Source organism: Vibrio zhugei, assembly GCF_003716875.1.
GTDB classification, from domain to species: domain Bacteria; phylum Pseudomonadota; class Gammaproteobacteria; order Enterobacterales; family Vibrionaceae; genus Vibrio; species Vibrio zhugei.
In genome coordinates this window covers 498,659-515,017 of record NZ_CP033078.1, presented here as the reverse complement: position 1 = coordinate 515,017, position 16,359 = coordinate 498,659, and the positions used below count along the sequence as shown (strand labels likewise).

General features: G+C 42.6%; 12 protein-coding genes and 1 tRNA gene. 10 read left to right on the top strand and 3 right to left on the bottom strand.

The annotated features are described in order from the left end of the window. Window positions 1-49 precede the first annotated feature (49 nt). The 3 genes from dnaG (at window position 50) to EAE30_RS07505 (ending at window position 4,013) form a co-directional block, all read left to right on the top strand. Window positions 50-1,798, top strand: coding sequence for a DNA primase (gene dnaG, locus EAE30_RS07515; RefSeq protein ID WP_123015373.1), 1,749 nt, complete (start codon window positions 50-52; stop codon window positions 1,796-1,798). 101 nt (window positions 1,799-1,899) lie between these two features. Continuing rightward, window positions 1,900-3,783 carry an RNA polymerase sigma factor RpoD gene (rpoD, locus tag EAE30_RS07510; RefSeq protein WP_123015372.1) on the top strand — a complete coding sequence of 628 codons (1,884 nt, stop codon included), beginning with the start codon at window positions 1,900-1,902 and terminating at the stop codon, window positions 3,781-3,783. 154 nt (window positions 3,784-3,937) lie between these two features. Continuing rightward, window positions 3,938-4,013 (top strand) — tRNA-Ile (locus EAE30_RS07505). 225 nt (window positions 4,014-4,238) lie between these two features. Here the strand turns inward: EAE30_RS07505 and EAE30_RS07500 are convergent. Next, window positions 4,239-8,351 (bottom strand): helix-turn-helix transcriptional regulator, encoded by a 4,113-nt coding sequence (locus EAE30_RS07500; protein ID WP_123015371.1) that lies wholly within the window; start codon window positions 8,349-8,351, stop codon window positions 4,239-4,241. Window positions 8,352-8,767: 416 nt separating this feature from the next. Then, window positions 8,768-9,583: a restriction endonuclease gene (locus EAE30_RS07495; RefSeq protein WP_123015370.1), complete on the bottom strand. Its 816-nt coding sequence runs from the start codon at window positions 9,581-9,583 to the stop codon at window positions 8,768-8,770. Between the two features lie 524 nt (window positions 9,584-10,107). On the opposite strand from EAE30_RS07495, the gene EAE30_RS07490 reads away from it, so the two are divergent. Further along, on the top strand, window positions 10,108-11,055 hold the full coding sequence (locus tag EAE30_RS07490) for an IS30 family transposase (protein WP_123014135.1): 948 nt from the start codon (window positions 10,108-10,110) through the stop codon (window positions 11,053-11,055). 74 nt (window positions 11,056-11,129) lie between these two features. Here the strand turns inward: EAE30_RS07490 and EAE30_RS07485 are convergent, their stop codons facing one another. Then, window positions 11,130-11,294 (bottom strand): helix-turn-helix transcriptional regulator, encoded by a 165-nt coding sequence (locus tag EAE30_RS07485; protein WP_000498071.1) that lies wholly within the window; start codon window positions 11,292-11,294, stop codon window positions 11,130-11,132. A 100-nt stretch (window positions 11,295-11,394) separates the two neighbouring features. Here EAE30_RS07485 and EAE30_RS07480 point away from each other — a divergent pair, with 100 nt between their 5' ends. The 6 genes from EAE30_RS07480 (at window position 11,395) to tnpB (ending at window position 16,329) form a co-directional block, all read left to right on the top strand. Next, a complete protein-coding gene (locus EAE30_RS07480; protein ID WP_123015369.1) occupies window positions 11,395-12,537 on the top strand; it encodes a MarR family transcriptional regulator in 1,143 nt (380 codons plus the stop codon). 83 nt (window positions 12,538-12,620) lie between these two features. After that, window positions 12,621-13,820, top strand: a complete 1,200-nt coding sequence (locus tag EAE30_RS07475) for an IS4 family transposase (protein ID WP_123014377.1) — start codon at window positions 12,621-12,623, stop codon at window positions 13,818-13,820. 559 nt (window positions 13,821-14,379) lie between these two features. Beyond that, entirely contained in the window at window positions 14,380-14,946 is a 567-nt protein-coding gene (locus EAE30_RS07465) for a hypothetical protein (RefSeq protein ID WP_020904254.1), read from the top strand. Between the two features lie 67 nt (window positions 14,947-15,013). Then, entirely contained in the window at window positions 15,014-15,607 is a 594-nt protein-coding gene (locus EAE30_RS07460; RefSeq protein WP_241967740.1) for a HipA N-terminal domain-containing protein, read from the top strand. A 51-nt stretch (window positions 15,608-15,658) separates the two neighbouring features. Continuing rightward, window positions 15,659-15,979 (top strand): IS66 family insertion sequence element accessory protein TnpA, encoded by a 321-nt coding sequence (tnpA, locus tag EAE30_RS07455; protein WP_123015367.1) that lies wholly within the window; start codon window positions 15,659-15,661, stop codon window positions 15,977-15,979. Further along, window positions 15,976-16,329: an IS66 family insertion sequence element accessory protein TnpB gene (gene tnpB, locus EAE30_RS07450; RefSeq protein WP_164711816.1), complete on the top strand. Its 354-nt coding sequence runs from the start codon at window positions 15,976-15,978 to the stop codon at window positions 16,327-16,329. Before tnpA ends, tnpB begins: the two co-directional genes overlap by 4 nt. The last annotated feature ends 30 nt before the right edge of the window (window positions 16,330-16,359 follow it).

Below are 16,359 nucleotides of genomic sequence, written 5' to 3'. Positions count from 1 at the left end.
GCTTGTTTGTATTTTTCTTTATTACTATTGGAGCTTCTTTTTAAGTTTTATGGCTGGTCATATTCCTCGTAGCTTCATCGATGATCTCTTAACTCGACTTGATATAGTCGATATTATTGATGCACGAGTAAAACTTAAAAAAACAGGCAAGAACTACTCAGCTTGCTGTCCATTTCATAACGAAAAATCCCCTTCTTTTAGTGTCAGTCAGGAAAAACAGTTCTACCATTGCTTCGGCTGTGGAGTACATGGCAACGCCATCGACTTCCTTATGGAGTACGAGCGGCTAGAATTTCCTGAGGCCATTGAAGAACTCGCATCCACCGCTGGTGTCGATGTACCGCGTGAAGAGCGTTCTACTCATTCGCACTCACACAACCAAGCACCGAAAGCCAACCCGGAAACCAAACGTAATCTCTATGATTTAATGGGCAACATCGCTCAATTTTATCAACAGCAACTGCGTCAATCAGCCAACAAAGTCGCCATTGATTACCTCAAAAATCGCGGTTTAAGCAGCGATATTGTGCAAAAATTTGGCATCGGCTATGTGGCTGATGAGTGGGATCTGATTCGTAAAAACTTTGGGCAAAACCGCGCAACACAAGATATGTTGGTCAGCGGTGGTATGCTCATTGAAAATGATAAAGGGAATCGCTACGACCGTTTCCGTGGGCGCATCATGTTTCCGATCCGAGACCGTCGTGGTCGTGTGATTGGCTTTGGTGGGCGCATAACCGGAGAAGGCACGCCAAAGTACCTCAACTCGCCAGAGACGCCCATTTTCCATAAAGGAAAAGAATTGTATGGCTTGTATGAAGTATTGCAAGCCTATCGTGAACCGCCGCAAATCCTCGTGGTCGAAGGCTATATGGATGTGGTCGCACTGGCGCAATATGGTGTTGATTACTCCGTGGCATCACTGGGTACCTCAACCACTGGGGATCACCTGCAGCAATTATTCCGTCAAACGAATACTGTTGTGTGCTGCTACGATGGTGACCGCGCAGGACGAGAAGCCGCTTGGCGGGCACTTGAAAACGCGTTGGGCTACCTAAAAAGCGGGAATGTCTTAAAATTTTTATTTTTACCTGATGGTGAAGACCCAGACAGCTATATACGACAACATGGTAAAGAGGCGTTTGAACGTGAAGTACACAATGCCGAACCATTGTCTAAATACCTGTTTACCAATTTATTATCACAAGTCGATGTCGGCAACAATGAAGGAAAAGCGGCTTTAGAAGCCCTCGCCCTTCCGCTGATTCAGAAGGTACCCGACGAATACCTACAAGAACAGTTACTACGGATTTTGGAACAAAAAACCGGATTTTATAAAAAACCGGTCGTAAAACAGAACAATAACCAAGCACCTCAACCTCATAAAGAGATAAAAAGAACGCCCATGCGTGAGGTGATTGCTTTGCTTCTGCAAAATCCGAACTATGCTGAATTGGTGCCCGATCTTAGCCCAGTGAAAGCGTTACCGATCCCCGGTTTAAGTTTACTGGTCGAGGTCCTTGATAATTGTTCGCAAAGACCCAATATAAGAACTGGTCAACTGCTAGAGCATTGGCGTAATCATAAAAATGAAGCATTACTTTCTCGTCTAGCAAGCTGGGATATCCCAGTTGTTGACGATAATTTAGAAGAATTATTTATAGACTCATTGGACAAAATATTGGCCCAGTGTGTAGAAAAACAAATAGAAACACTGCTAGCTAAAGAAAGAAGCGTCGGTTTATCAGCCGAGGAGAAGAGGGAGCTACTAGCGCTAATGAGCGACTTGAAAGCGTAACCCTGATTAATATCTAGCCAGTCTATGTTCTATTTGTTATAATACGTGGTTTGCATTTCGCATACTTATTCCTTCACCAGATACGAAGTTGGATACCGTCTATGGATCAAAATCCGCAGTCACAGCTGAAACTACTTGTCCTGAAAGGCAAAGAGCAAGGCTATCTGACCTACGCCGAAGTCAATGACCACTTACCTGCTGAGATCGTAGATTCAGAGCAAGTAGAAGATATTATTCAAATGATTAACGACATGGGTATTAAGGTTGTAGAAACCGCACCCGATGCCGATGATCTGGCGCTAAATGATGATAACAATATTACCGATGAAGACGCTGCAGAAGCTGCCGCAGCCGCACTTTCAAGTGTAGAAAGTGAAATCGGTCGCACTACCGATCCTGTTCGCATGTACATGCGTGAAATGGGCACAGTTGAACTGTTAACCCGTGAAGGTGAGATCGATATTGCTAAGCGTATTGAAGATGGGATTAACCAAGTACAAAGCGCCGTTGCTGAGTACCCAGGTACCATCCCTTATATTCTTGAACAGTTTGATAAAGTTCAAGCTGAAGAATTACGCTTAACGGATTTGATTTCAGGGTTTGTTGACCCTGACGATGATGGTTCGCAAGGACCAACAGCGACTCACATCGGTTCAGAGCTGGTTGAAACCGATTTAGGTGCCAGCAAAAAAGACGTTGCCGACGATGATAGCGACGACGATGACGAAAACAGCGAAAACAAAACCGATGCCGACGAGGAAGAAGAAGACGTAGGTATCGATCCAGAATTGGCGCTAGAGAAGTTTACCAATCTACGCAACCAATTCCAGAACCTACAGCTTGCGATTAACGAGCACGGCGACGACAGTAAAGCGTCTCGCTCCGCAACCGACTTGGTTCAAGAAGTTTTCCGTGAGTTTCGTCTGACTCCGAAACAGTTTGATCACTTAGTGAACACGCTGCGTAACTCAATGGAACGCGTCCGTACTCAAGAACGTCTCATCATGAAGCACGTGGTTGAATACGCAAAAATGCCGAAGAAATCGTTCATTGCCCTCTTTACCGGCAACGAATCAAGCGAAGCTTGGTTAGACGAAGTTCTAGCATCGAACAAGCCGTACGCTGAGAAAATTCGTTCACGCGAAGACGACATTCGCCGTTCCATTCAAAAACTCGATATTATCGAGAATGAAACGTCATTGAGTGTCACGCGCATTAAAGACATCAGCCGTCGTATGTCTATCGGTGAGGCGAAAGCTCGCCGTGCGAAGAAAGAGATGGTTGAAGCCAACTTGCGTCTGGTGATTTCTATCGCCAAGAAATACACCAACCGTGGTCTACAGTTCTTAGATCTGATCCAAGAAGGTAACATCGGTCTTATGAAAGCGGTGGATAAATTTGAATACCGTCGTGGTTACAAATTCTCCACTTACGCAACATGGTGGATTCGTCAGGCGATTACCCGTTCTATCGCAGACCAAGCCCGTACGATCCGTATTCCGGTGCACATGATTGAAACGATCAACAAACTGAATCGTATCTCTCGTCAGATGCTACAAGAAATGGGCCGAGAACCACTGCCGGAAGAATTGGCGGAACGCATGCAAATGCCGGAAGACAAGATCCGTAAAGTGCTGAAGATTGCGAAAGAGCCAATCTCCATGGAAACCCCAATTGGTGATGACGAAGACTCGCACCTAGGTGACTTCATTGAAGATACCACGCTTGAGCTGCCACTTGATTCAGCGACATCGACCAGCCTACGCGGCGCAACACGCGATGTCTTGTCTGGCCTAACGCCACGTGAAGCCAAAGTGCTGCGTATGCGTTTTGGTATTGATATGAATACCGACCACACATTGGAAGAAGTGGGTAAACAATTCGACGTAACGCGTGAGCGTATCCGTCAGATTGAAGCGAAAGCCCTGCGTAAGCTACGTCACCCAAGCCGCTCAGAAACCCTTAGAAGCTTCCTTGACGAATAAACACTGCAGTGTTTTTAAGCGATACGAAATAAAAGGTGAGCGAAAGCTCACCTTTTTGCTATCTGGCGTTCTAAGTGAATAAAAACTAAGCGCAAATACCCCACCCAGCATCTAGACACATCCCCTCGCTTCACCTATAATCATTCACCAGTTTGGCCCCTTAGCTCAGTGGTTAGAGCAGTCGACTCATAATCGATTGGTCCCCAGTTCAAGTCTGGGAGGGGCCACCAAATTCCAGAAGGTTAGTAAGCGTAGTGTTTACTAACCTTTTTTTGTACCTGACGATTTTGGGTCAGGTAATGGGTCAGGTAAGCCCCGATCACGCACTCTTCTCTGTCTTCTTCCAATACTAATCTGAACACCTATGCCTTGCCAAGTTTGCAGATCGATAACTAATTAGATGCTCACCTTCATAGTCTATATTTGGTGATGGCAGTAAAAAAAACACTGCCTAATCATTTAAGCAAGCGCATTCTTATATTTAAGTCCTCATCATGTCTTGTAGCATCATATTCATAAGTATCTGCTATAGCGAATAGAAGCTTTGTCGCTACATAAGGGTAAAATGGCAAAAGTTTTTGTCCAAAACCTCTGTATTTCTCAGCTAGCTTTCGCTCTTGATTCCCACCTTCATCTGGAGATCGACTAGTTACACCACGAGAATTGTACAGGCCGTTACTCATACCCCTCATTATGTCTTCTGACTGAATGTCCTCTATGACTTCCCTGATTTCTTCGCAAGGCCAGATACCATCCTTTCCAACCTTTGAATTAGATAGAAGTTTACCAATACACAAGTCTCCTATTTCTAGGCGACTCAATTCACTACATGACTTACGGACAGACTCAATCCACTTTCTTAAGCGCTTCATTTCTAGATCTCCAAGCTCGTTGTGTCCAGGAACTACAGAAAGAGTTTCGAGCAAATTGTGTCCTCTGTTTGCCAAGCTCTCCTTTCGCTCTTTAGGAACTTGGATGTCACTTGGATCAGATTGACCATCTTTTCTCTTATAGGCCCATGTAATAGCCTGAACAAATAGCTCAGGGTGAATCTCCACGTACTTTTCTAAGTTAGAAATAGCATTGTTACTTTTTTCACCACCCAACCTTGAAGAAAGTAGCTCCAAAAATGCAAACTCAAGAACAGCTTTTTCATCAAGCGATAGCTCGGACGTAGTACTAATTATCTTAAATGCTTCCCTTACGTGGTAACTATCAAGTCTAAACAGCCCAGATTCCTCATCCCCTCCTTTTGCAATATCAGAAAGCAAGTTGTATAACGTTTTTATATCTAGATACTCAGGGTGGTGCTGTATACTGTGAAAAGCAGCCCTAGGTCGCTTCACACTTAACAACCTATGCACACCTTCAATATTTTCTTCTTTACTCGAACAAATCCAAGAAGGGGAAACTCGATTCCAATAGGACTCTTCAGCAGTTGAACCGATACTGCTTACAATTTCCCATATAGACTTCCCATATGGAGCCATGAGCAATAATTCGACGTACTCACTCTCAGACAAACTGCTAGCAACTTCTTTTAGGATCGACTTTATCTCGCTATCACCCTGTATCGCTGTAATTGCACCAGATAGTGCATTCTGATGATGATGGCTACTCCTTTGTTCCAAAATTAAATTGAAGCAATGGCTTATAAAAGCAATACTTGTTGAACGATCAAAAATAAAACGAACACAAAGTGATCCTATTTCCCACGCTGCCCCACCCAGGCTAGCCAACTCCAGCACTCCTGGAATACCTTTTTGGTCAAAAACTTCGCGAAGTGCCATGGTTTTTAACTGCTGAACATGTTTATCTCTAGCAGCAAAGTCAAAGCTATCAATATCCTCAACTTCATCCGCAGAAAGCTCTAACCATCCCTGTTGAAATAACCAACTATGTTTATTCAAAAGGTCTTTAGGCTCCAAGTTCTGATAAACAGACTTAGCAAGTTGACTAACGTCTCCTCGATTTAAAGCGCGTTTGGAGAATAATGTAGTCCGAACCTTCTCGCGCAAAAGAGCCTTCTCTTTATCAGATGCCTTAGTCATCGCCCAATCTTGTATTATCGACCAAATACGGTCTTGTTCCTTTTCATTTAGGTCTCGTAAGCTATCTACCAAGTCCGTTAGCATCGAGAATGTGTAGTCATTGCGGCTCAAGGCCAATGAAATCATTTCATCAATGAATAACTTGATATTGCTAGTCTGCCTAATTGGTTCCCCATACCCAAAACCATCCGTTCTCCATTTAGGCTTGCTACTGTAATCACCAATTGTGTTACGTGAGTCAAACTGGCTAACGCATACACGCCATCCTACATCTGGGTACTTGTTAATGATGCGTTTTACCTGAGCTATTCTAGAGTGAACATCAGCAGCGGTTTGCGGCATCCACGACCTAAAAATAGATAACAACGAATTAATTGGTTTATTTGACCAATTGTCGTCTATTTCAACTTGAGCGAGCTGAGCAAGAATCATGACTGCTCTTGGCATTGTAATTGGGTTCCAAGATAGCCCCTCTAAAGCCCAAAGTAATCCCGTCCTACTTGGATGAATAAATGGCCCTGAACCAACAGGGCGTAATAATTCAGTTATTGTCGGAGAATCACTTTTTAGGTCAGATTCTAATATCGATAAGAACTCATCTGGTGAAGCTTCCGCATACAGTGGAAGATCTCGTGCATGAGCTTCCAATTTTCGGAGCGTCAATGGCGAACCAAGCAACTCTCTTATTAGGTCAGACACCTCTAGCGACACTCTAAAGTCCAATCGACCTTTAAATAAGGTCTCTCCATGTACGGACAATAAAACTAATGTTTCTGATATGCTCTGGCGAAATACACCCGAAAACTCGCGAACCTTTCCATAAATTGATGCAGCCCACCTTGTATCCTCATCAAGGTCGAGTGCGGGATCATCTTCCCCTAGCACTATCCTAGCTACATCAAAAAATCGTTTAAGGTCTTCACTAGTCAGGACATCACTTATTGCAAATAGAACATCTAACTTAGAAATAATCCCACAATATCCATCAGTAACCCAAACAGGTGAGTCGTTCATCTGAGCTAGTTGTCGAAACTCTCTTTCTAACTGCGTGTACGTTTTGTCACCAGATAACAACTCTACGCCAATTTTATCTGTATCGTTTTTACTGCTCCACGCCCCAACAAATAAGAATGGAATCAGTTGCTCTTTGGTTTGTACATTATTAGCCCACGTAGGTAATCGAATAGCAGGAAGCTGTGATAACCTACGTCTTAAAACAGTTGGAGAACGCCCAGACTCGTTGGCTAATCGCTGTGTTTCATCTCGATTTTTCCCCATATCAGCCATTGCATCATTGAAAGACTCACTACTAGCAGGCTCTAAAGTCACATGAGGTTCAATATGCATAGCATTGCGAGGATAGACGACTATCGAATGTAATTTATGAGCATAAGGAGCAAGTTCCTGTTCAATTTTTCGATCATGAACAACAGCAATAAACTTTTGCGTACTTTCAGCTAATTGAGTTAACGTTCCGAATTCATCAAAGACTAAAGTTTGGTCTCTGTATGGCGTGAGTTCCTCTCCCCCTCTTTCACTTAATAGCTGTGATATAAAAGCCAGCCCTTCCTCAATTGAGTCCGCAGCAATGATAGTTGGCCCATCGACAGGCTTAGATAGACGAGACATAAGCGTTCTTTTAGCCGCTTGAATTGCAGAGTTGAATATTTTTTCAGATAGAGGAGGCTCAGAGACATTTGCCCAATCCTTCCAACATTTATCTAGACTTCTCGTTCCCTTCGCTGCAACATGCGTCTCGTTAGCAAACCAAACCTGGGCTGCTAGAGATTGTTCCAACCATTGCTCAATATCACTTGCATCATAAGCACGCACATCCTTCCAGTGACCTTCATTCTTTTTAGCCTCAACCCAATTCGCTTTACCTGACCATCTACGAGGAGTTACAAACACAAAAGTCATATCAGCTCTATCGCTATCACTGGTAGCTTTTACGCTTTTATCAAAATCACCATCAGCTTTGCCTTTCACATTACCTGTAACACCAAACTCCCAACCAGATTTTCCTTTGGGTATCCAGGGCGAACCTTCATCTGAGATAACAAAACCGTCCCAACCAGCACGCTCACCATCGTCATTTCCAGGGAAGTCAACTTTAGTTAGCTGCTGACCAGTGGAGTTAATAAGAATTCTCAAAAAAACAGGTAATCGGGTACGAGCGGAAATATTATTAGATGCCCAATATTCAATATCGTTAGCTTTTAAAGCTAAAAATAACGGCACATAAGCTTTACTATTTGCCGATATCTTCTCATCTGTATTCTTGCTATCGATGTGGTTTGTCTGCATTGCAAGTAAATCTTTACTCGAGCATCCAAAGGTTTTTTCTAAACGCTTTGCCATTTCATGAGATAGTGATGATTTTCCATTTAACAAGTTTGAAAGAGCGGGCCTTCCAACTCCAATAAGTTCGGCCGCTTTCTTAACTGACATCCCCTGAGGGATAACATTCTTTCTGATATATATACCCAGATGAGTATTTTGGTCATTATTAGTCATATTTACCCCTCAGAATTGTTTAATTTTCACACAAACTGTAGCCTGTAACGCTACACAATACAACACAATCAGAACATAAAAATTCTTACTAGAGTTAAAGAAAAATTTAACCGTATAATTTTCAATTAGTTAATCTAAGAATTTAAATACAACTTGTCATTTTCTACACAGCTAAATTGCTCAGTTGAAAAACAACAGTTCAGTGACCACGTCGGGCGGGAAGAAGATACAGAGAAAGGTCGGTAGGAAAATACAATCATGCTTCTTAGCAAACAAACTTTCTGTGGAGGCTTGAGCGAGAACAGTGTTCTCGCAGTAGCATTCTTCTCAGGCAGTTAGTTAGACTCAATAGGTTAACTTTTATGTTCTGAGAACACCCTTCTATACGGTTAAACTGCTTGAATCCTCACTCATATTCAACAGTCGCAAGTGTAGCGACACTTAGGATACGCAGAGCAACCATAGAAACTTTTACCCGCATTACGGCCTTTTCTAGCAACACGAATCACAAGGCTAGACTGGCAGTTTGGGCAAACCTTGGAATGAGGATCGGGTGTAGGCTCATCAATGACTGGCTTATTCATAAAGCTGCGACCATCTTCAATCATGTGGACTAGCTCGCTACCATTAACCAACCAGAGGCGCTTCTCTTGAGCAAAGGCGATGGCTTCAGAAGTAAAATCTCCCGATGTTACGATGATCATTTTGCTAGCACGATTGTCGATCATCACACCATACATTTCTCTTAAGACTTGAACTCCGACTTTTCTAGCTTTCCAGTGCTTACATTGTACAAGACTCAACTCACCGTCTTTAGTTAACCAAATATCTACCCCACCATCGGCCTGCTTTGAGAAAGATTGTTTAACGTCGTAGCCTTGCTGCTTAAAGTACTCGCCAATGTAGCTTTCAAATTCAATCCAACTGAGGGAATTAAGCGGAGTCGTGTTTTTGTGTGCTCTGATTTGAGACGTCGTCGCAAGATAATTATGCTTTCGCTGATACTGCTTAAAGAACGCAATTGGAGCTGGAATTAAAAACAAAAAAGCAAAATACGGTGCCATTTGCGGAAGATTCGGCCCAATGGCATTGAAGATGAAGTTATCACTGCGAGCCGCTAAACCTGGCAATAGGAAAGATAAACCAACATAAATGCCTGCTGAGAACAAGATACTCACCCACCACGGCGCATCCATCAAATGCCAAATAATTCCATCATTTTTCCGAGCCATAACTCCTCCCAATAAGCATCAAAATGCATTAAAGCACAATTGCCAGACCTAATACATAGAGTTAAATCATGTATTTAGTGGGAGAACAAACAGCTAGAACATAGTTCTAGCAAGAGCATTTTTTATTTATTAATTAAATGACCAAACTTTAGTTTTTGATGATGTGAGCGAGAACAGTGTTCTCGCAGTAGCATTTGAAAGCTATCAGCCTTTGCCTGAGATACCCAAACACTAGTCGGATAATACCTAACTCTGCCTCTCGTCATTTCGGAGAACATCGTTCTCCGTTCAACTAATGAAGATTCGAGATGAAATTAGCTCCCTGAGATAGACAAAAGCAGGAACAAGGTTCCTGCAAGAGCATTTTTATTCGTGTTATTAATCATGTACACAATGACTTACTTTATATTTATGAAGGTCCCGATTTCAGATAATAAGTGCGACATTCATGGAAATATGTAGAAGAGGAAGCCAACTGCTGAAAGTGGTACGCTCTTCTCGCCAAAGAAACAAGCAGTACTACCATGAATTATCAACAGTTGACCGAAGGCAGAAGATACCAGATTTCTGCTCTTTTGGAACGGGGAATTTCGGTTCCTGAAATAGCTAAAACAGTTCAGTGCCACCGCTCGACGGTATACCGTGAGCTTAAACGCGGTCGGAAGGGAGAGCATTATTGCCCTAACGAAGCCCAGATGTCGTCTACCAAAAAGCGCAAAACAGCACGTAAATACCGAATACCAAAGGAACGTGTCGATTTTATCCGCCTTCTTTTAGAAACAGATTGGAGTCCAGAGCAGATTTCTAATGTATTAACGAAAATTGGTGCATCTGTCAGTCATGAGTGGATCTATCGCTTTGTTGCTCAAGATAAACGCTTGGGCGGTAAGTTATATCGTCACTTGAGACAAGGTCATAAGCGGTATCGCCGAGGTAAACAAGAGAAAGCTCCAGCGATAAAAAATGCCGTTTCGATTGATGATAGACCAAGCATCGTTGACAGTAAGGAGCGGTTTGGTGACTGGGAAATCGACACTGTGCTAGGTAAGCATGGTACAGGTGCAATGGTGACTATTTTAGAGCGTAAGACTCGATTTTACGTGGTAAAGAAAGTGCCATCTAAGTCAGCGGATGATGTCACCAAAGCGACAATAGAGCTACTGAAGCCCTATAAGAAACATGTCCATACCATTACGGCAGATAACGGGCGAGAGTTTGCAGGTCATGAAACCATCGCAAAAGAATTAAAGGCTGATGTGTACTTTGCTCATCCGTACAGTTCTTGGGAGCGTGGTGCTAATGAGAATGCGAACGGTCTTTTAAGGCAATATGTGAAGAAAGGAACCGATCTAACGACAGTGACGGACATCGATATAGAGTTCGCTTTATCGCGGATAAATTACCGTCCGAGAAAGTGTTTAGGCTTCAAGCAGGCAGCCATTATATTTGAGGAGATGGCTTTAGCTTCTTGATATTGGAGAGTGTCGCACTTCGCAGTTGAATTCGGGGTTAAGCGAGAACACTGTTCTCGCAGTAACAAGTGCATCTATTTTTGTTCTTCTAGCCATCGCTCAATGTCTTTTCTTTGCCACCCAACAACTCTAGAACTTAGCGTAACAACAGGTGGTATTTTTCCATCTCGACGCCAGCGCCACAAAGTACTAACACTTACTCCCATCTCTTTAGCTAACTGATCTTGTCTTACAAACATTTTATTACCTTTATTTCTCTATTATTTAGTCGCATCTTAGATTCTCATCACCTGACTCGTAATATAGAATAAGCAACAAACCATATTGACATGATGGCTCATGGACTTAGATCAAAAACGCAATGCATTGAGACTACAGCTAGAAACAGCAATCAATGACTTAAAAAAACAGGCCGAATCTCAAGGTTGTAAAATTGCTCAGCGACGTCGAGTTGGGTATTTATACGCTGTTGATGCCGCTCGGAACATTGTTCTGGAAACGTGGTTTACCAAGTTACTCAGCCAGCATGGTTCTGTGCTCAAAAAGCACCGTAGCTCTAACGCTATCAAGCTTGCGGACATCGTAGAAATTTATGGCGGATTAAATAAAACAATCAAACTTATCGAAGCGGTATTAGCCTTGCGGGGAGTAGGGCTGCATACTCAACAACGTATCGATTATATGGATCAAGTACTGTGGGGGTTAAAAGATTTACGTTCACTCACGCCACAGCACCAAGAGGAAGCGATACGCTGGAACAGTGTTCTTCCGTATTGCGCTTTATGCTGGCGTCTACGCAGCCGATCTCACTACTACTGCGAAAAACACCATCCCATCAAGTCCACTAAACTTTATAAACAGCAAAAATACGCAGCTATCACTGCATTGAAATATCTGCCCAACCAGAACAGTGCAGCTTACGAAAAGTATCTAGCACAACCTAACAAACAGAAAAATCTGGGACGACAATTGTATGATCTGGTCGGCGGCTATGCGCCGCATCCACGAGTATTTCTACGCCACTGTAAAGATAGCGCGAAGGCAGGAGACTGGCTCTCGCTATCAAAGAACATTGTTCAGACATGTAAAGTAAACTACCCAGCGAGCTATAAAAAAATAAATCAGATCAAGTCAGATGATTTTGGTCAATGGTCATCATGGTGTATCGCGATTGTGAGATGTTTAGATCTTAAAGAACCAAACGCGTGGAGTGATAAAGAGTGCCTAACGCTTTTCAATGAGTTGAATACTTGGACCACACTGATTGGGATCTTGCATCGCTTCAAATGTGTAGAACGAATCAATAGCATTGAAACTAAGCGGGGCCCAGACGTTGGATATGGAGCTAATCTAGAACAACACCAGTTGATCAAAGAGCTGTTAAAACAACAACTAGCCACGAATAGAAAAACTAACTTAAGCGATATCGCCAGAACGCTTGGGCCTTACGAATCCCCTCATAATTTCTATATAAAACAATGAGTAGACGCACATCGCTCATTCTGATCTAATGAATTTCGCCAAAAACACACTTGATTCAATGAATTTAATAGGGAGCCCTAACGATGCGCGATGTTCAAATTCTACAGCAAACTCTTGAAAACCAATGCCCTGGTATTCACAAAAAACGACTTAGATCTCTTATGCTTGCAACCAGAGCGGTACTGGGCGGCTCTGATCTCACCCTCACTAAAATTGGACGAGCTCTCGACACTGATACCACGGTGAAACATGCCATCAAACGTATTGACCGATTGCTTGGTAATCGCAGTCTACATCGTGAAAAAGAGTCCATATATAAATGGCATGCGTCCCTTATTACCCGAGCCAATCCTTTTCCTGTACTACTGGTTGATTGGTCGGATGTTCGTGAGCAACTGCGCTATATGACATTGCGAGCTTCGATATCCGTTAAAGGTCGCGCCGTCACGCTTTATGAACAGGCATTTGAGTACAAAAACTACAACTCACCCAAGAGCCATCAGCACTTTCTCGATAAGCTTCAATCCTTGCTCCCCCAAGGTTGCACCCCTATCATTATCTCCGACGCTGGCTTTAGAAATACGTGGTTCAGGCAAGTCGCCAACAAAGGTTGGTTCTGGCTTGGGCGTGTACGGGGCGAAGTCTCGATTAAGTGTGGCGAGAGCGCTTGGCAATGGAATAAAGCCTTTTACCCTCAAGCGACTGATAAGCCGCTGTTTTTAGGAGAAAGCCAACTGGCTAAGCGCTCACCGCTTCAGTGCTTTGCTTACTTATACAAGAGTCATCCCAAAGGCAGAAAAGCCCATCGGCATAGTCGAACCTGTCAGAAACACTCGGCTGGAAAAGTGTTCCATAAAGGAGCGAAAGAGCCTTGGCTTCTGGTCACTAACATCCCCAACCATGTACTTAACGGCATTAAAATTACCCGTTTGTACGCCAAAAGAATGCAAATTGAAGAGTCGTTCCGAGATCTAAAAAGTCCAGCCTACGGGTTGGCGCTTCGCCATAACCGAACACGTTGCACCAAACGTATTGATATCTTGTTGCTCATGGCATTGATGGCCGAAATCATCATGTGGTGGAATGGCTTAATCGCCATGCAAGCCAAATGGCATTATGACTTCCAAGCCAACACCATCAAGCATCGCCGTGTGCTCTCCATTCCTAGACTTGGTAAGGAAGTACGTTGCCACCGAAGATACCGAATACAAGAGTCCCAATATCATTGGGCAATGGTCGAATATCAACGCCTTACGCATACCTGTGGGTTGGGGGAATTATGAGGGGATCCGCCAGCGCTTGGGCTTAGCAGACAACGCATACACCAGATCATTAAAAAACATCAATTGCTCTCCTAAGCAGCAAAGTAACTGTGCAAAAAACAATCAAATTTATTTTGCATTTTTAATTATTAAATCAAATAAAAATCATAAATATAATTACGAATAATTTAATTATTAAATTTAGCCAAGATAATTATGGCAATAAAATAGTTTTTACTTGTTGACTTTTTCATGTTATAACTATTATAACTGTTATAATTATTATAAAGTTATAATTCTAATATAACGTTCATCTATTAAATTTTGGATTCTTAAACGGAATATTCTAATTTTTAGGTCTAAATTTTAGTGCCACCATTGGCACATTCGCTGCCCACAGTGGCATTTTCTCTGCCAAGATTGACAGTTTCGCTGCCAATCTTGGCAAAACAATGTGCCAAGCAATTTTGGTTTAAAAAACTTAAGCAAACATACAGTGCATTATTTTAATAAATAAAAAATAGCACTTTGTGTTTATTATTTTCTATATATTACATTAAGGGTAAAGAAAAATATTTATTTGAATAACGCTACAGTTCAAGTGTATATTATTCATAATATCGTTACTGAGAATATTCTTATGAGTAGATTTGTACTCTCCGCGGACTTACATCTAGGGCATGATAATATATTGAAATATCGTTCAGGATTCGATTCTCCTGAAGAGCACCATAATATTCTATTTGATAACCTTGCATCATTTGTACAACGTCGTGACACGTTAATCCTACTTGGAGATATTGCAACGACCCCATTTTGGCTAGAGAGAGTTGCAAGTATTCAATGTACGAAGAAAGTGCTCGTACTTGGCAATCATTGTACAAACATGAGGGTCAGCGGCAAGATGCTCGCAGATGGCTTCGATGAGATTCACTCGATGCTATCTAAACGAAATACCTGGTTTACACACTGCCCTATACATCCTCAGGAATTACATGGAAAGCTCAATGTTCACGGACATTTACATGACAGTATCATTCTAGATGATGCAGGCAAACCAGATCCCCGCTATATCAATGTGTCAGTAGATCAGACTCAATTTAGACCAGTATTGTTCGGTGACGTCGTTAGTCAAATCACTCGCTAAGTGGCTCTTGCCAACACTCTGTTTGATAAACGAGACAAAACCATATAGCAAAAAAGGCTCACTGGTAATGGAAACGCTAACTGCATATATGAACAACGAGCTTGTCGGGACTCTAGCAAAGTACCCAGACAACAGACTCAGCTTTAAATATGATTCTTCCTGGCTGAACAATGACAACGCTCGGCCTTTATCTCTGTCTCTTCAAATGCAGAAAAACATTATATCTTCTGAAGCGGTCTTCAACTACTTTGACAATCTTCTCCCAGACTCAACAGATACAAGAAGCCGTTTAGCCGCCAGATTCAAAACCTCCACTAAACAATCGTTCGATTTACTCACAGTAGTTGGTCGAGATGTTGTAGGTGCTCTTACTCTACTGCCACCTGATACAAAAAATGATAAGCCAGACTTGGAGTATGAAATCCTAGATGAAAAAACGCTCGAACTCATATTGTCAGCACTACAGGCAGGAACACCACATGGAATGATTGAAGAATCCGATGATTTCCGTATAGCCATTGCTGGCGCACAAGCTAAAACTGCGTTACTGAAAGTGGATAACCATTGGTGTTTACCAAGTGGCAATACTCCGACAACTCACATCATCAAACTCCCAATGGGAGTTCTCCAACGTAAGCGCACCACAAACCCCACATTCTAATCACGCATTGCCCACTCTATGATCACATCTCCAATCCAAAGGAGATGTGGCATGAATAAACGACGCACCGATCAAGAATGGCTTTCTCTGATTGAGCAATGCCAAGCCAGTTCGCTTACACAACAAGATTTTTGCCAAAAACACGACATTAGCGTATCGACGTTTTACGCTAAGCGGCAGCAGTTGAGTGTTAACCCATCTCCAACTCAGAGCGGCTTCGTTAAGGCCGAAATTATTGAAAAAACCACCTGTCGCAAGGTGACCCAGACGTCGGTAGCCAACATGATTTTGATAGTAAATAACATCGAATTGAGTATTCCTCAAGGCACGCCACCACACTATCTTGCTGAGTTGATTGGAGCCTTGTCATGAAGCGCATGATGACCGCGCCAGTGGTGTATTTATACCGCGAGTTTGTCGATTTCAGAAAATCTATCAATGGTCTGGCGCTGTTGATTGAATCCGACACCGACCTTGAGCTAGGCTCAGGGGCATTGTTCCTCTTCACCAATAAACAACGCGATAAAATAAAAGTGTTGTATTGGGACCAAACGGGTTATGCGCTCTGGTATAAACGCCTCGAAAAAGCCAAGTTTAAGTGGCCCACGCAAGAGAAAAATACGGTGTTTACCTTAACGCAATTTGACCTCGACAGACTGCTTTCTGGCTTCACAATAATCGGCCATAAATCGGTAAAAATCGACAGTTTTACAATGGGTTAATGGCAATAAAAGTCAGATAAACCAAGCCTT